Raw genomic sequence first — 16493 nt, forward strand, 5'->3', positions numbered from 1 at the left:
CATCGTATCGACGCGGGGAGGGAGCCGCGGCGAATTTCAGGCGGGCGTCCAGCCGAGCTGGGTGCCGCCGAGCACGTGCCCGTGGACGTGGAAGACGCTCTGCCCGGCACGCGGTCCGGAGTTGAAGACCAGACGGAACTGGCCGTCCGCCTGCTCACCGGCCACCTCGTCGGCGAGGGCGACCACCTCGCCCAGCAGCTCGGGGTCGGCCGCGGCCAGCTGCGCGATGTCGCCGTGGTGTTCGCGCGGCACGACCAGGACGTGCAGGGGCGCCTTCGGGTCGATGTCGCGGAACGCGACGGCCCGTTCTGTCGAGGCCACGACGTCCGCCGGCAGCTCACCCGCCACGATGCGGCAGAAGAGGCACTCGGACGTGGTGTCACCGCTCGCGCTCGTCATGACCGCAGGCTATCGCTCTCGGGGTGCTCCCACCGTCCGAGGCGCTCGGCCAGCAGGGCGATCGCGACCGGCCCCGCCGTCGACGTCCGCAGCACGTGCGGGCCGAGGCGCGCGGCCACCGCCCCCGAGTCCGTCAGCGCATCGAGCTCGGTGCTGCTGATCCCGCCCTCGGGTCCCACCACGACGAGGAGCTCGACCGCCGGGTCGCCGCCGCCGGGCAGCTCCACGTCGGCGAGCGCCGTCGTCGCCTCCTCGTGCAGCACGATCGCGCGGCCGCCGCCGGCCACGACCGCCGCGACCCGCGCGGCGAGCCCGCGGCTGTCGATCGACGTCTCCACCTGCGGGAGCCTGGCACGACGGGCCTGCTTCGTCGCGGCGCGGACCGTGGCGAGCCACCGCTGACGTGACTTCGCCGCACGGTCCCCGCGCCAGACGACGATCGAGCGGTCGGCCTGCCACGGCACGATCGCGTCCGCACCCACCTCGGTGGCCGCCTCGATCGCCATCTCGTCCCGGTCGCCCTTGGCGAGCGCCTGGACCAGCGTGATGACGACGTCGGGCGCCGGTTCGCGGACCACCTCCTCGACACGGAGCAGGACCTCGCCCGCCGTCACCGACTCGATGACGCAGCGCAGACGCGTGCCCGCCCCGTCGACGACGTCGACGCGCTCGCCGGGCCCACGGCGCTGCACGACCCCCGCGTGCCGACCCTCGGTGCCGTCGAGGACGTAGGTCCCGCCTGCGGCGGTCTCGGCGAGGTCGCCCGACGACCCGTGCGGCTCGACGACGAAGACAGGTGCGCTCACTGCTGCCCTCTCCCGCTACCGGCCGGAGAGCTTGTCGCGCAGGCGCGTGAACACACCCGGGTGCGCGGCCGAGAGCCGCGGCTCCGGTCGCTCCTCGCCGCGCGCCGTCGCGAGGGAGCGCAGGAGCTGCTCCTGCTCCTCGTCCAGGGCGGTGGGCACGAGGACGTCGATGTGCACGTTGAGGTCACCGCGCCCCGTCGAGTGCAGGTGCCCGACACCGAGGTTCTTGAGCGTGACGATCTGACCGGGCTGCGTCCCGGGCCGCAGGTCGATCTCCTGGAGGCCGTCCAGCGTCTCGAGCTCGAGGACGGTCCCGAGCGCGGCGGCCGTCATCGGTACCTCGAGCGTGCAGTGCAGGTCGTCCCCGCGTCGCACGAACGTCTCGTGGTTGCGCTCGCGAATCTCGACGTACAGGTCACCGGCCGGGCCGCCGGCGGGGCCGACCTCGCCCTGCGAGGTCAGCTTGATCCGGGTGCCCGTGTCGACACCGGCGGGGACGTTGACCGTCAGCGTCCGGCGGCTGCGCACCCGACCCTCGCCCGAGCACTCGGCGCAGGGCTCGGGGATGACGGTGCCGAAGCCCTGGCAGGCGGCGCACGGCGCCGTCGTCATGACCTGGCCGAGGAAGGACCGCGCGACCCGCTGGACCATGCCGCGGCCGTTGCAGACCTCGCAGGTCCGGGGTGAGGTCCCGGGGCGGCAGCAGGTACCGCCGCACGTCCCGCAGACCACGGCCGTGTCGACCTGCATCTCTCGCTGCGCGCCGAAGGCCGCCTCCGCGAGGTCGATGTCCATCCGGACGAGCGCGTCCTGGCCGCGGCGGGCGCGCGGGATCGGCCCGCTCTGCGCCTGGCCACCGCCGAAGAAGGTCTCGAAGATGTCCTGGAAGCCGAACCCGCCGCCCATGCCGCCGCCCGCGCCACCGCCGGGGGCGGAGGGGTCGACGCCCATGTCGTACTGCTGCCGCTTGTCCGGGTTGGACAGCACCTCGTAGGCGCGGGAGACGTCCTTGAACCGGTCCTCGGCGGAGTCACCGGCCACGTCCGGGTGGAGCTCGCGCGCCAGCTTGCGGTACGCCTTCTTGATCTGGTCCTGGCTGGCGTCCCGGGGCACGCCCAGGACCTCGTAGTAGTCGCTCACAAGTCACTCTCTGCTAGCACACGTTGGCTCTTGGTCCGACAAGCCGGCAGACCGTCCGTACGACCGTCCGGCCCGCCGTCTGATGAGCCGGGTCCCGTCACCCGGTCCGCCTCTGGCACTCTCACGACGCGAGGATCCGCGACAGGTACCGCGCGACGGCTCGCACGGTCGCGATCGTGCCCGGGTAGTCCATCCGGGTGGGTCCGATCGACCCGATCAGGGCGACCGCGTCGCCGTCGCTACCGTATCCCGAGGTCACCACGGACGTCTCCACCAGCCGCTCGAGCTGCGTCTCGTGGCCGATCCGCACGCTCACCCCGGAGTCCGCCGCCATCTCGGTCAACAGCCCGAGGAGGACGACCTGTTCCTCGAGCGCCTCGAGGACGGGACGCAGGGCGTGCTCGAAACGCATGCCCGCCTGGGCGAGGTTGGCCGTCCCGGCCAGCACGATGCGCTCCTCGCTCTCCTCGGTCAGCGTCTCGGCGACGACCGCCGCGACGGCCCGGGCAACCTCGCGGTCCTCGGGTGACACGCTCTCCACGACCTCGCCGAACCCTCCCGCGAGCTCGGTGAGACGCTTGCCCGCGGCCGCGATGTTCAGCCGGGCGCGGAGCTCGGCGAGCGTCGCCTCGTCCGGGGCGGAGGAGAGCTCGAGGGTCCGCTGCTCGACGCGACCGGTGTCGGTGATGATCACGACGAGCAGGCGACGCTCCCCGACGGGCACGAGCTCGAGGTGGCGCAGGCCCGAGCGGCGCAGGGAGGGGTACTGGACGACCGCGACCTGCCCGGTGAGCTGGGCGATGAGCCGCCCCGCCCGGGCCACCACGTCGTCCAGGTCCACCGCCTGGTTGAGGAAGGTCTCGATCGCGCGCTTCTCCGGCGGGGTGAGCGCCTTGACGGTCGAGAGCCGGTCCACGAACATCCGGTAGCCCTTGTCCGTCGGGATCCGACCGGCGGACGTGTGCGGCTGCGCGATGTAGCCGCCGTCCTCGAGCGCCGCCATGTCGTTGCGGATCGTCGCCGGCGAGACACCGAGGTTGTGGCGCTCGGTCAGCACCCTCGATCCCACGGGCTCACGGGTCGCGACGTAGTCCTCGACGATGGCCCGCAGCACGTCGAGCCGGCGTTCCTCGCTCACGTCCACCTCCTGCGTCCGGTCGGCACTGTCGGATCGGCACTCTCGGGTACCGAGTGCCAATTCTACGCGCTCGGCGCCGCACCCCGTCCGTCGATCCGCGCGTGCTCGGGCTCGGGCCGCGCACGTCGCGCACGCAGGTCCACGAGCGCGACGACGAGCGCGACGCCGACAAGCGCGATCGTGACGAGCAGCGCGCTGCTCGTCGACGCGGCACCGCCCGCGCCCGCCGCCTTGCCGGCGTAGTACACCGAGAGCGCCGCGGAGATGCCGATCGCCGCGCCCACGCGCTGGCCCACCTGGAGCATGCTGCCCGCGACGCCCGCCCGCGCGACCGGCACCCGGGCGAGCGTCAGCGTCTGGTTCGGCGCGATGACGAGCCCGCTGCCGGCCCCCGTGACCAGCTGTGCCAGGGCGACGGACCAGCCGATCGTCGCGGGGTCGTCCCCCACCGCGCGCACGACGAGGTCGGTCGCGACGAGCCCCGCCAGGACCAGGACGAGCCCGACGACGACCAGCCGCCGCCCGTACCGCGCCACCCACCGTCCCGAGAGCCAGGAGGAGAGCCCGGACGCCAGGGCGAACGGCATCCCCACCAGACCCGCCTGCAACGGGGTGTACCCGACGTCGTTCTGCAGGAAGAGGGTCACCACGAGGAAGATCGCCGTGAACCCGGCGAAGTACGCCATCGCCAGGAGCGCACCTCGCCGGAACGCCGGGGAACCGAGGACGACCGGGTCGAGGACCGCGGCCCCCGTGCGCCGCTGGTACCCGCGCTCCCACAGCGCGACCAGCACGAGCACGAGCGCTGCGACCGCGAGCCACCACCAGCGCTGCGGGTCGTCGTCGACCCCGGTCGTCGTGACGAACGGGAGCATGACGGTCGCGGTCGCGAGCGCGAGGAGCGCGAGCCCGACCGTGTCGATCCGGCGCGGACGTTGCCGCGCGGACGGGTCGGGGTGCGCGCGCGGCACGTACCGCCACGCGAACGGCAGGAGGACCGCGATGATGGGCACGTTGATGCCGAAGACCCACCGCCACCCGTTCTCCGGTCCCGCGGCCGAGATGATCAGACCGCCGAGCAGCGGCCCCAGGGCGGTGGACACGCCGATCGTCGCGCCGAACAGCCCGAACGCCCGGCCGCGCTCCGCCCCGGCGAAGAGCTGCTGGATCAGCCCGACGACCTGCGGGTTGAGCAGCCCCGCGCTCGCGCCCTGCAGGACCCGCGCGAGCGCGAGCCACTCGTCGCTCGGCGCGAGCCCGGCGCCCAGGCTCGTCACGGCGAACCCGACGAGCCCGGCGACGAACAGCCGGCGCCGACCGCCCGCGTCCCCCAGCCGCCCCGCCGGGACCAGCACAAGACCGAAGGCCAGCGTGTACCCCGCCACGATGAGCTGCAGCTGGGCCGGGCCGGCGTCGAGGGACCGCTCGATGGACGGCATGGCGACGTTGACGATCGAGACGTCGAGCATCGTGACGAACCCGACCGTGAGGCAGACCGCCAGCACACGCCACCGGTGCGGGTCGGGCGCCTGCGCGACCCCGGCGTCCGCCGGCTCGGACCGCGGGGACCCTGTGGTGCTCACCGGACCAGGTCTACCACGCGACGTCGGGCCGCACGGTCTGGTCCGGCGGTCGGGGCTCACGGTCCGATCGCGCGGCACGCCCGCGTCGTACCGCCGGGCGGCGTGTCCGGCGTCCTAGGGTGTCGGCGTGACCTTCGACCGCTACGGCTCCGACGTCCTCTCCGGCCAGACGCCGCCCACCGCCCACCACCGCCGGCGCCCCGTCTCCCGTCCGCAGCCCGCGGAGGCAGGTCTCGTCGTCGAGGATGTGACGAGCGGATGGGTCGGCGCCGTGGTGCGGGTCGAGAAGTCGGGCGGGATGCACGTCGTCGTGCTCGAGGACCGGTCCGGACGCCGGCGCACCTTCCCGCTCGGCGCCGGGTTCTGGGTCGACGGCTCGCCCGTCCTGCTGACCCCGCCGGTCGCGCCGGCGACGCCCACGGCACCCGGTCGGACCGCGTCCGGTTCCCGCGCGGTCGCGGGCGCGCGGGCACGCGTCGCCCGCGGCAGCAGGATCTGGGTGGAGGGCAAGCACGACGCCGAGCTCGTGGAAAAGGTCTGGGGCGACGACCTGCGGGTCGAGGGCGTCGTGGTCGAGCTGCTCGACGGCGTCGACAACCTGGCGGAGGCGCTCGCCGAGTTCCGCCCGACGCCGGACCGCCGGGTCGGGGTCCTCGTCGACCACCTCGTGGCCGGGAGCAAGGAGAAGCGCCTGACCGACGAGGCGTTGCGCACCGTACGCCCCGGCACGGTGATGGTCCTCGGGCACCCGTACGTCGACGTCTGGCAGGCGGTCCGCCCCGAACGCGTCGGGCTGGACACGTGGCCCGTGATCGAGCGCGGCACCGAATGGAAGCGCGGCATCCTGCGCGAGCTCGGATGGCCCGCCGCCGAGCAGGCGGACGTCGCCCGGGGGTGGCAGCGGATCCTCCGCTCGGTGCGCAGCTACGCCGACCTCGAGCCCTCGCTCCTGGGCCGGGTCGAGGAGCTCATCGACTTCGTCACGGCGGACTGACCGGCCTCGTCACGGCGGGCCGACCGGCGCCCTCGCGATCTCGGGTGGGGGCTCACCAGCGCGCAGCAGCGCAGGTGCCGTGAGCCCCGCACCCGAGATCCGGTCGGTCAGACGGGCTGCTCGTTGATGAGCTTGCGGTAGACGTACGCCGTCGCGATCTGCGCGACCGGCAGCGCGACCAGCAGGCCGACCCCGCAGAGGAACGAGCCGATCGCCTGGGCGACGTAGACCGCCAGGAACAGGACGATGACCGTGCCGAGGTTCTTGTTGACGAGGGAGAAGCTCGCCTTGAACGCGTCCATCACCCCGAGGTTCTTGTCGATGACGAAGAACAGCGTGAACTGCGCGAAGAACGCGAAGATGATCCCGCCGATGATGGTGACGCTGAGGATCCCGACCGCCACGCCGATCGCCAGGGCCGCAAGGATCACGTTGCCCAGGTTGGGGAACTGGAAGAAGTCGCCGTACTGGATCTTGCGACCCTGGGTGATGAGCAGGGAGACGCGGATGATCGCGGCCTGCACGAGGAACCCGAGGATCGCGAAGATCCCGATGAAGAGGAACGAGCCGAAGCTGAACCCGAGCCCAGCGGCCGACGAGAGGTTCCCGTCAGCGTCGACCGTGGTGGCCGCCGTGCCGATGAGGATCGCGAAGAAGATCGCGCCGAGGACCGCGAGCGCCGCGACGTACGTCAGTGCACCGAGGATGATGACCCCGACGTTCTGGGTGAACTTGGTCCAGCCGTAGTTGAACGCGTCACCGATCTGGACCGTGCTGCCGACGGGCTGACCGTACGGCTGCGCGGGGGGCGGGTAGCCACCCTGCGCGGGCGGCGGGTAACCACCTGCCGGCGGGTATCCTCCCTGCGCCGGCGGGTAGCCACCCTGCGCAGGCGGTGGGTATCCGCCCTGGGCGGGCGGTGCGCCGTAGGGGGCCGGGTCCGACGGCTGCTCGGCGGGGGGCTCGCCCGCGGGCGTCTGGCCCGCCGACGGGTCCTGGGGCACGTACGGGTCGTTCTCGTCGCGCGGGGGTCCGCCCGCAGTGTTCTCGCTCATCAGGTTCCCTCACAGATCGACGATGCTTGAGGGCCGCGTCCTGAGCGCACCGGCACCGAACCCCTGCCCGCCTGCTGTGAACGAACGGTGATGGATCCGTGACGGTCGCGCGCGTGCACGGCCGGATCTACACCCTGTCGTGTCCTAGCGCCGAGCGCTAGAGGAAACGCCCAGGGAACTCGGATATCACCCGTATGTCCGAGCCGTGACGACCGTGCGGGTGGCCCGTCCGAGTGGCGCGGTGCACATCACGCCTCAGACCGTGCGGCGATCACGCGTCAGTGAGGTCCCGCACGACCGTGTCGGCCAGCAGCCGTCCGCGGAGCGTCAGCACGGCACGGCCCGTGACGGCCGCGCGGCCGTCGAGCAGCCCGCTCGCCACGAGCCCTGCGACCGCGCGGCGGCCCTGGGGCGTGAGCAGGCGCAGGTCCAGCCCTTCGCGCAGCCGCACGCCGAGCATGACCCGTTCGAGATGCCCCTCGTCGGCCGTGAGCTGCTCGCGCCCCGCCGCGGGGCTGTGCCCGGACTCGAGCAGCGACGCGTAGCGACGCGGGTGCTTGACGTTCCACCAGCGCACCCCCACCGGTGCCTCGTCCGGCATGGCGTCCGGTTTGGCGTCCGGCACCTCGAGCGGCACGTCCTGCGGCTCGCCCTGGGGCACGGACGCGTGCGCGGAGACGTAGGAGTGCGCGCCCGGGCCGACCCCCCACCAGTCGTCCCCGCGCCAGTAGGCGAGGTTGTGCCGGCAGCGGTCAGCCGGGGTGCGCGCCCAGTTGCTGACCTCGTACCACCCGAGCCCGGCGGCGGTGAGCAGCTCGTCCGCAAGTTCGTACTTGACCGCCTGGTCGTCGTCGCTCGGGAGCGCCAGCTCGCCCCGGCGGACCTGGGCGGCCATCCGCGTGCCGGGCTCGACCACGAGCGCGTACGCGGAGACGTGGTCGACGCTGGTCGCGAGCGCCGTCTCGAGGCTCGTGCGCCAGTCCTCGACCGACTCCCCCGGCGTGCCGTAGATGAGGTCGAGCGAGACGGCGAGCCCGGCGTCGCGCGCCCAGGACACGACGTCGGGGATCCGGCGAGGGTCGTGCGTGCGCTCGAGGGTCGCCAGGACGTGCGGTACGGCGGACTGCATACCGAAGGACACCCGTGTGAAGCCCGCCTCGGCGAGCCGGTGCAGCGTGGCGGGCGTGACCGAGTCGGGGTTCGCCTCGGTGGTGACCTCGGCGTCGTGGGCCAGCCCCCAGGTCGTGCGCACGCCGTCGAGCATCCGCGCCAGGTCGTCGGCGGGCAGGAGCGTCGGCGTCCCGCCGCCCACGAACACGGTCGAGACCTCGCGCGGTGGCAGACCCGCGGTACGCAGCACCCGGTCCGCGAGGTCGATCTCCCGCAGCGCGGTCTCGGCGTAGGCCGCCTGGCTGGCCCCGCCCCCGAGCTCCGCAGCGGTATAGGTGTTGAAGTCGCAGTAACCGCACCGCACGGAGCAGAACGGGACGTGCAGGTACACCCCGAAGCGCCGATCGGTGCGTGGCGCCCCGCTTCCGCCCACCCACGCGGGCAGCGCGCCGTCGTCGGGCACGGGCTCGCCGTCGGGCAGCGCCGGGCTCACGCCCGCCCCCTACCCGCTGAGTGCGTGGAGGTGGCGCGGTCGGAACGGTTCGAGACAGCCAATGTCATGCACTCAGCGCTTCTTGGCATCCTTGGCGTCCTTGCCGCCCGACGACCCCGCGGCCTCGGACGTCAGCGCGGCGATGAACGCCTCCTGGGGCACGTCCACGCGACCGATCGTCTTCATGCGCTTCTTGCCCTCCTTCTGCTTCTCCAGCAGCTTGCGCTTACGGCTGATGTCGCCGCCGTAGCACTTCGCGAGGACGTCCTTACGGATCGCGCGGATGGTCTCGCGAGCGATCACCCGGGCACCGACGGCCGCCTGGATGGGCACCTCGAACTGCTGGCGCGGGATGAGCTCCTTGAGCTTGCCCGTCATCATCACGCCGTAGGAGTACGCCTTGTCCTTGTGCACGATCGCGCTGAACGCGTCGACCTGCTCGCCCTGGAGCAGGATGTCGACCTTCACGAGGTCGGCGACCTGGTCGCCCGAGGTCTCGTAGTCGAGCGAGGCGTAGCCCCGCGTACGGGACTTGAGCTGGTCGAAGAAGTCGAAGACGATCTCCGCGAGCGGCAGCGTGTAGCGCATCTCGACACGCTCCTCGGACAGGTAGTCCATGCCGCCGAGCGTGCCGCGCTTCGTCTGGCACAGCTCCATGATCGCGCCGATGAACTCGCTCGGTGCGAGGACCGTGGCCTTGACCATCGGCTCACGGACCTCCTTGATCTTGCCGCCCGGGAACTCGCTCGGGTTCGTCACCGTGACGATCGTGCCGTCCTCGAGCGTCACGTCGTAGACGACGTTGGGCGCCGTGGAGATGAGCGCCAGGTCGAACTCGCGCTCGAGCCGCTCGCGCACGATCTCCAGGTGCAGCAGCCCGAGGAAGCCCACGCGGAAGCCGAAGCCGAGCGCGACGGACGTCTCCGGCTCGTAGTTGAGCGCGGCGTCGTTGAGCTTCAGCTTGTCGAGGGCGTCGCGCAGCACCGGGTAGTCCGAGCCGTCGATCGGGTACAGGCCCGAGAAGACCATGGGCTTGGGGTCGCTGTACCCGCCGAGGGCGATCTCCGCCGGCTTGGCCGCGTTCGTGACCGTGTCACCGACCTTGGACTGACGCACGTCCTTGACGCCCGTGATGAGGTACCCGACCTCGCCGACGCCCAGGCCCTTGGTGCGGATCGGTTCCGGGGACGTGACGCCGATCTCGAGCAGCTCGTGCGTCGCGCGCGTCGACATCATGACGATCTTCTCGCGCGGGTTGAGGTTGCCGTCGACGACGCGGACGTACGTCACGACGCCGCGGTAGGTGTCGTAGACCGAGTCGAAGATCATCGCGCGGGCCGGCGCGTCCGCGTCGCCGACGGGAGCGGGGACGACGTCGACGATCCGGTCGAGGAGCTCGGTCACGCCGGCACCCGTCTTGCCCGAGACCTTCAGGACGTCCGCCGGGTCGCCACCCACCAGCCCCGCGATCTCCTCGGCGTACTTCTCGGGCTGCGCCGCCGGCAGGTCGATCTTGTTGAGCACCGGGATGATCGCGAGCTCGTTCTCCATCGCGAGGTACAGGTTCGCGAGCGTCTGCGCCTCGATCCCCTGCGCGGCGTCGACGAGCAGCACCGCGCCCTCGCACGCGGCGAGCGAGCGCGAGACCTCGTAGGTGAAGTCGACGTGGCCCGGGGTGTCGATCATGTTCAGCGCGTACGGGACGTCGACGCCGTCCGGGTCGGCGACGGCCCACGGCATGCGCACGGCCTGCGACTTGATCGTGATGCCGCGCTCGCGCTCGATGTCCATGCGGTCGAGGTACTGGGCCCGTGCGGCCCGCTCGTCGACGACACCGGTGAGCTGCAGCATGCGGTCGGCGAGCGTCGACTTGCCGTGGTCGATGTGCGCGATGATGCAGAAGTTGCGCAGCAGCTCGGGCGGGGTGGCCGCCGGCTGGATGCGGGCACTCAGCGGGGCGGTGGGGATCGGGGACAAGCGGGTGCGCTCCTGGGTCGAGGTCAGTCACGGACGGTCGCAGCCCGCGCCACCTGACGGCACCCGGACACGAGGGTTCATTCTCCCACGACGGCGCTCGGGTGCCTCACCGCGTCCGGCCGCGCCCGCTCAGGCGATCCGGGTGATCTCCACCGCGACGTCCAGCGTGCTGCCCCCCGCACCGGCGTAGACGCCCTTGAGCGGCGCGACGTCCCGGTACTCCCGGCCCCGGCCGAGCACGACGTGGTCGCTGCCGGCGGCGCGCCGGTTGGTCGGGTCGAACCCGTACCAGCGCCCGACCCACCACTCGATCCAGGCGTGCGACTCCCCCTCGACGGTCTCGCCGGTCGCCGCGTCGGAGCGCGGGTGCAGGTAGCCGGACACGTACCGCGTCGGGATGCCCACGCTGCGCAGCGCGCCGATCGCGAGGTGCGCCATGTCCTGGCACACGCCCTTGCGCGACGCCCACGCCTCCCGGGCCGGGGTGTGCGCCGTCGTGACGCCCGGCACGTAGTCGAGCCGGTCGCGGACCTCGCGGCAGATCGCCTCGGCCGCCGGGTGCGGCTCGAGCCCGGCCGCGGCGTCGAGCGCGAGCGCCGCGACGTCGTCGGGCACCGAGGTGGTCGGTGTGTCGGTGAGGAACGCCGCGAACGCGTCGAGCGCCGTCTCGCCGCCCAGGTGCGACCAGGACGTCGAGCCGTCGGGCACCGGGGGCCGCGGCTCGGCGACCTCGACCGTGGCGTCCGCCACGATGCGCAGGCGGGTGTGCGGCTCGAGCACCTCGAAGGCCGTCACCTCCGTCCCCCAGTAGTCGACGTACCCGTGCGTCCACGTCGTCGGGTGCACCTGCACCGACGACGCTCGCACCCGCTGCGCCTGGCCGCTGAGCGGCGTCATCCGTGCCTCGTTGTACGACGCCGTGACCGGCCCCGCGTAGTCGAACGTGGTCGTGTGGACCACACGCAGGACGCTCACAACGCCTCACCCACCCAGGTCGTGACGGCGCCCGAGGGGAAGTACCGGGCCTTGATGGCGTCGCTGGCGCGCGAGCAGGCGAGCTGCACGCGCTCCATCGCGTCGGGCAGGTCGCTCAGCACGTCGCGCAGCGTCGCGTACTCGAGCGACGTGCGGACCATGCCCAGCTCGCGGCGTGCCTCGTCCGCGACGCCGTGGCGACCCTCGACGGGCTCGAGCTCGCGCAGGCACTGCTCCGCGTTCTCCAGCGCGTAGACGACCGAGCGGGGGAAGAGCCGGTCGAGCAGGAGGAAGCCCGCCGCCCGCTCGTCGGACGCCAGCCCGCTGTGCGCGCGCAGGAACGACTCGTACGCCCCGCACGAGCGCAGCAGCGTGGTCCAGCCGGGGCCGGCGTGCCCGAGGCGGGTCTGGGTCGTGATGAGCCGGGCCGTCATGTCGGCGCGCTCGATCGAGCGCCCGAGCATCATGAAGTGCCAGGTGGCGTCGCGGCTCGTCGCCGAGTCCATGAGCCCGGCGACGATCGCGGCGCGCTCACGCACCCAGGAGAAGTACTCGTGCGGCCGGGCCAGGCGGATCGTGCCCGAGACCTGGTTGCGCGTCGTGTTGAGGCACTCCCACAGCTCGGTCGAGACGATCTCGCGCGCCCGGCGCGCGTTCTCCCGCGCCGCGACGAGGGAGCCCGCGATCGAGGACGGGTTGACCTGGTCGTGCGCGAGGAGGCGCAGGACCATGCCGCGGTCCACGAGGCTGCCGTCGTCGGCCACGGGGTGGTCCATGACCGTCAGGAGCGACCGGCAGGCGAGGTCCTCCTCGGCCCAGGGGTCCTCCGAGAGCATCTGCACGTGGGTGTCGAGGATGCGTGCGGTGTCGTCGGCCCGCTCGACGTAGCGCCCGATCCAGAACAACGACTCGGCGATGCGGCTCAGCACGGGTCCACCTCCGTCGGCATCGCGGCGGCGACGCCCGTCGCGTCGTGGTGTTCCTGCTGCTGTTGCTGCTGTTGCTGCTGCTGGTGCGAGGCCCGGTCGTGGTCGGCCGGGTTGGTGGCGATCGGCACGCCCGGTGCGTCCCGGCTGCGGTCGACGCCGTCGGCCGACCACGTGCCGTCGCTCGCGCGGCCCAGCGCGTCGCCCGAGGGGCGGACGCGCCCGCCCAGGACCCACGTGTCCTTGGACCCGCCGCCCTGCGAGCTGTTCACGACGAGCTGCCCCTCGGGCAGCGCGACCCGCGTCAGGCCGCCCGGGAGCACCCACACGTCCTCGCCGTCGTTCACCGCGAACGGCCGCAGGTCGACGTGCCGCGGGCGGAACGCGCCGTCGACGAACGTCGGGGTGGTGGACAGCTGCACGACGGGCTGGGCGATCCACCCGCGCGGGTCGGCCTGCAGGCGCGCCCGCATCGCCGTGAGCTCGTCGCGGGACGCCGCCGGCCCGACGAGGATCCCCTTGCCACCCGAGCCGTCGACCGGCTTGACGACCAGCTCGTCCAGCCGGTCGAGCACCTCCGCGAGCGCGTCGGGCTCCTGCAGGCGCCAGGTGTCGACGTTCTCGATGAGCGGCTCCTCGGAGAGGTAGTACCGGATGAGGTCGGGCACGTAGGTGTAGACGAGCTTGTCGTCGGCGACCCCGTTGCCGACGGCGTTCGCGAGCGTCACGTGACCAAGGCGCGCGCACGTCATGAGGCCGGGCACCCCGAGGATCGAGTCCGCCCGGAACTGCACCGGGTCGAGGAACTCGTCGTCGACCCGGCGGTAGATGACGTCGACCCGGCGCCGCCCCTGCGTCGTGCGCATGTACACCCGCCCGCCGGCGCAGAACAGGTCGCGCCCCTCCACCAGCTCGACGCCCATGAGGCGCGCGAGCAGCGAGTGCTCGTAGTACGCCGAGTTGTAGACCCCGGGGGTCAGCACGACGACGGTCGGGTCCGGGACGCCCTCGGGTCCGGCGGCGAGCAGCGCGGCGAGCAGGCGACGCGGGTAGTCGATCACCGGCTGGACCCGCAGGCTCGAGAACAGCTCGGGGAAGGTCTGGACCATGGCCCGCCGGTTCGAGATGACGTAGCTCACCCCGCTCGGGACGCGCACGTTGTCCTCGAGGACACGGAAGCGCCCGTCCTCGTCACGGACCAGGTCGATGCCCGAGACATGGGCCCGCACGCCGTTCACCGGCTCGATGCCGTGCGCCTCGCGGTGGTAGTCCGGAGAGGACAGGACGAGCCGCTGGGGTACGACGCCGTCGGCCACGACCTGCTGGCGCCCGTAGACGTCCGCGAGGAACGCCTCGAGCGCCCGCACGCGCTGCGCCACGCCGGCGGAGATCGTCGCCCACTCGTCCGTCTCGAGGACGCGGGGGACGACGTCGAGCGGGAACGGACGCTCCTCGCCCGCGAAGTCGAACGTCACCCCCTGCGCGAGGTACGAGCGCGCGAGGGCCTCGGCGCGGGACGAGACCTCCGCCGACGTGAGGCTCGTCATCGTCGCGTGCACCCGTTCGTACGGGGGCCTCAGCTGTCCGCCGGCATCGAGCATCTCGTCGAACGCCCGGGACTGGGGATAGTCGTCGAAGAGGTCGGCCATGTCGCGGACCGTACCCTGGGGATGTCACCGGCGCGTGTCGAGGCGGTTACGCAGGCCCGCCGACGGCGCCGTTCCGAACTCCTCCTCGGCGGCGCCCGGAACGGGCCCGGGCGGTAGATTGACGCCTCGTGGCGACGAACCGATGGCTCTCCTTCCTCACCGACGCGGTGCGCGCGATCTCGCGTGAGCTCACCCGCGCCCCGCGCGGTGGCCGCACCGCCGCTCCCCCGCGGTCCGCGCCGCGTGCCGGGTCCGGCACCGTCTCGGCCTACCCCGGGGACTTCACCGGCACCGTGGCGGCCGAGTACGCGCCGCACCCCGACGGCGCACCCGACCCGGGCGAGATCGTGTGGACCTGGGTGCCGTTCGAGGAGGACCACAGCCGGGGCAAGGACCGACCGGTCCTGCTGGTCGGCCGGGACGGCCGCTGGCTGCTGGCTCTGATGCTCTCCAGCAAGGATCACACGCGCGACGCCGCCGACGAGGCCCGGTGGGGCCGCCGCTGGCTCGACATCGGTACCGGACCCTGGGACGGTCAGGGCCGTGAGTCGGAGGTCCGGCTCGACCGCGTGGTGCGGGTCGAGCCGCAGGCCGTCCGCCGAGAGGGCGCCGTGCTGCCGCGAGCACTCTTCGACGAGGTGGCCCGCGGTATCCGGTCGCCCTCCGGGCGCTGACGACCACCGCGACGCCGGGAGACAACGCCTGGCAGCGACACCTGGTAGTCTTGTTGGTCGCGTGTCCGCCCAGGTCGGCGGGCACAGTTCCAGCTCCTCTCCAACGGGTTCCCCACCTCACAGTCCCGGAGCTGGAATCGCCCTCTACGACCTATTCGATCGCTTCGGCGAACACACCAGAGAGTCCCACACGTGGCAAACATCAAGTCCCAGATCAAGCGCATCAAGACGAACGAGAAGGCGCGCCTGCGCAACAAGTCGGTGAAGTCGGAGCTCAAGACGCACGTCCGCCGCGTGCGCGAGGCCGTCTCCGCAGGCGACAAGGAGGCTGCGAGCAGCGCGCTCGTGGTCGCCGGGCGCAAGCTCGACAAGGCCGTCTCGAAGGGCGTCATCCACGCCAACCAGGCCGCGAACCGCAAGTCGGCTCTCGCGAAGGCCGTCAACGCTCTCTGAGCATGATGCGCGCGGCTCCGGCCGCGTGGTCTCACGCACGAGGCGCCGTCCCCTCCGGGATGGCGCCTCGTCGTCTGTCCGGGCTCGGCGTCTGTCCGGACTCAGCGCCCCTGGGACGCCGCGATCGTCAGGACCGCGCGCTCGACCGCGAAGACCGGGTCCCGACCCGCACCCTTGACCTCGGCGTCCGCCTGCGCGACCGCCGTGATCGCCGTCGCGAGGCCTTCCGGCGTCCACCCCGACAGCTCGCGACGAGCCCGGTCGATCTGCCAGGGCGCGAGCCCGAGGTCCTTGGCCGTCGCGCCACCACGTCCCCGCATGGCGGCGACCTTCGCGAGGGTGCGCAGCTTCACGGCGAGCGCCGCGACGACGGGAACGGGGTCGGCGCCCGTGGCCAGGGCGTGCCGCAGCAGCGCGACCGCCTCCCCGGAGCGTCCGGACAGCGCGGCGTCGGCGGCCCGGAACCCGGTCGCCTCGACCCGTCCGCCGTAGTAGCGGTCGACGACCTGCTCGTTGACGGTGCCCGTGGTGTCGGTCGCGAGCTGCGAGCAGGCCGACGCCAGCTCCCTGAGGTCGTTGCCGAGCGCCTCGACCAGGGCGCGCACGGCTCCCTGGTCGATGCGACGCCGGTACCGGGCGAACTCGGCGGAGACGAACGCCGCCTTGTCGGCGTCCTTCTTGATCGCGTCGCACGCCACGACGGGCGCACCCCCGGCCTTGATGGCGTCGAGCATCTTCTTGCCGCGGACGCCACCGCCGTGCACGACGACGAGCACCGTCTCCGGGTCGGCCACCGGCAGGTAGTCGAGCACGTCGAGGACGAGGGCCTCCGTCGCGGCCTCCGCCCCGCGCACCACGACGAGCTTCGGTTCGCCGAACAGCGACGGGCTCGCCGCGACCGTGAGCATGCCGGGCTGGTAGACGGCCGCGTCGATCTCCGACTTCTCGACCTCGGGGTCACGTTCGCGGGCCAGGGCGAGCAGGTTGTCCACGGCTCGCTCGGCGAGCAACGGCTCGGGACCCTGGACGAGCACGACCGGTGCGAGCTCCACGGTGCTCCAGGTGAGGGTGTGCTGCGAGCGCGAGGGAGCCGGTGCCATGGCGCCAAGCCTGCCACGTCC

General features: G+C 72.6%; 15 protein-coding genes. 3 read left to right on the top strand and 12 right to left on the bottom strand.

All coding sequences use genetic code 11. From position 1 onward, the window contains the following. Positions 1 to 36 precede the first annotated feature (36 nt). The 5 genes from OHL10_RS10030 to OHL10_RS10050 form a co-directional block, all read right to left on the bottom strand. Complete coding sequence (locus tag OHL10_RS10030; protein ID WP_265522068.1) at positions 37 to 399, bottom strand: histidine triad nucleotide-binding protein; 363 nt, start codon at positions 397 to 399, stop codon at positions 37 to 39. Next, on the bottom strand, positions 396 to 1205 hold the full coding sequence (locus OHL10_RS10035) for a 16S rRNA (uracil(1498)-N(3))-methyltransferase (protein ID WP_265522069.1): 810 nt from the start codon (positions 1203 to 1205) through the stop codon (positions 396 to 398). Before OHL10_RS10035 ends, OHL10_RS10030 begins: the two co-directional genes overlap by 4 nt. Positions 1206 to 1220: 15 nt before the next feature. Beyond that, the gene (dnaJ, locus tag OHL10_RS10040; protein ID WP_265522070.1) at positions 1221 to 2345 is read right to left on the bottom strand and encodes a molecular chaperone DnaJ; all 1125 of its coding nucleotides are present in this window, start codon (positions 2343 to 2345) and stop codon (positions 1221 to 1223) included. A 121-nt stretch (positions 2346 to 2466) separates the two neighbouring features. Further along, positions 2467 to 3483: a heat-inducible transcriptional repressor HrcA gene (gene hrcA, locus OHL10_RS10045; RefSeq protein WP_265522071.1), complete on the bottom strand. Its 1017-nt coding sequence runs from the start codon at positions 3481 to 3483 to the stop codon at positions 2467 to 2469. A 62-nt stretch (positions 3484 to 3545) separates the two neighbouring features. Beyond that, positions 3546 to 5066 carry an MFS transporter gene (locus OHL10_RS10050; protein ID WP_265522072.1) on the bottom strand — a complete coding sequence of 507 codons (1521 nt, stop codon included), beginning with the start codon at positions 5064 to 5066 and terminating at the stop codon, positions 3546 to 3548. Between the two features lie 127 nt (positions 5067 to 5193). On the opposite strand from OHL10_RS10050, the gene OHL10_RS10055 reads away from it, so the two are divergent. Further along, on the top strand, positions 5194 to 6060 hold the full coding sequence (locus OHL10_RS10055; protein WP_265522073.1) for a DUF3097 domain-containing protein: 867 nt from the start codon (positions 5194 to 5196) through the stop codon (positions 6058 to 6060). A 107-nt stretch (positions 6061 to 6167) separates the two neighbouring features. Here the strand turns inward: OHL10_RS10055 and OHL10_RS10060 are convergent, their stop codons facing one another. The 6 genes from OHL10_RS10060 to OHL10_RS10085 form a co-directional block, all read right to left on the bottom strand. Beyond that, positions 6168 to 7115, bottom strand: coding sequence for a DUF2189 domain-containing protein (locus tag OHL10_RS10060; protein WP_265522074.1), 948 nt, complete (start codon positions 7113 to 7115; stop codon positions 6168 to 6170). 271 nt (positions 7116 to 7386) lie between these two features. Next, a complete protein-coding gene (gene hemW, locus OHL10_RS10065; protein ID WP_265522075.1) occupies positions 7387 to 8718 on the bottom strand; it encodes a radical SAM family heme chaperone HemW in 1332 nt (443 codons plus the stop codon). Positions 8719 to 8790: 72 nt separating this feature from the next. After that, positions 8791 to 10695 (bottom strand): translation elongation factor 4, encoded by a 1905-nt coding sequence (lepA, locus tag OHL10_RS10070; RefSeq protein ID WP_322645546.1) that lies wholly within the window; start codon positions 10693 to 10695, stop codon positions 8791 to 8793. Between the two features lie 129 nt (positions 10696 to 10824). Continuing rightward, positions 10825 to 11670: a transglutaminase family protein gene (locus tag OHL10_RS10075; RefSeq protein ID WP_265522076.1), complete on the bottom strand. Its 846-nt coding sequence runs from the start codon at positions 11668 to 11670 to the stop codon at positions 10825 to 10827. After that, positions 11667 to 12599 carry an alpha-E domain-containing protein gene (locus OHL10_RS10080; protein ID WP_265522077.1) on the bottom strand — a complete coding sequence of 311 codons (933 nt, stop codon included), beginning with the start codon at positions 12597 to 12599 and terminating at the stop codon, positions 11667 to 11669. The genes OHL10_RS10075 and OHL10_RS10080 overlap by 4 nt, the downstream gene beginning before the upstream one ends. Further along, complete coding sequence (locus OHL10_RS10085) at positions 12593 to 14245, bottom strand: circularly permuted type 2 ATP-grasp protein (protein ID WP_265522078.1); 1653 nt, start codon at positions 14243 to 14245, stop codon at positions 12593 to 12595. Before OHL10_RS10085 ends, OHL10_RS10080 begins: the two co-directional genes overlap by 7 nt. 128 nt (positions 14246 to 14373) lie before the next feature. Here OHL10_RS10085 and OHL10_RS10090 point away from each other — a divergent pair, with 128 nt between their 5' ends. Continuing rightward, positions 14374 to 14919, top strand: coding sequence for a type II toxin-antitoxin system PemK/MazF family toxin (locus tag OHL10_RS10090; protein WP_265522079.1), 546 nt, complete (start codon positions 14374 to 14376; stop codon positions 14917 to 14919). A 192-nt stretch (positions 14920 to 15111) separates the two neighbouring features. Beyond that, a complete protein-coding gene (rpsT, locus tag OHL10_RS10095) occupies positions 15112 to 15372 on the top strand; it encodes a 30S ribosomal protein S20 (protein WP_265522080.1) in 261 nt (86 codons plus the stop codon). A gap of 101 nt (positions 15373 to 15473) precedes the next feature. Here the strand turns inward: rpsT and holA are convergent, their stop codons facing one another. Then, entirely contained in the window at positions 15474 to 16472 is a 999-nt protein-coding gene (gene holA / locus OHL10_RS10100; protein ID WP_265522081.1) for a DNA polymerase III subunit delta, read from the bottom strand. Positions 16473 to 16493 lie beyond the last annotated feature (21 nt).

It is taken from the genome of Oerskovia flava, from assembly GCF_026163685.1.
Taxonomy (GTDB): domain Bacteria; phylum Actinomycetota; class Actinomycetes; order Actinomycetales; family Cellulomonadaceae; genus Oerskovia_A; species Oerskovia_A flava.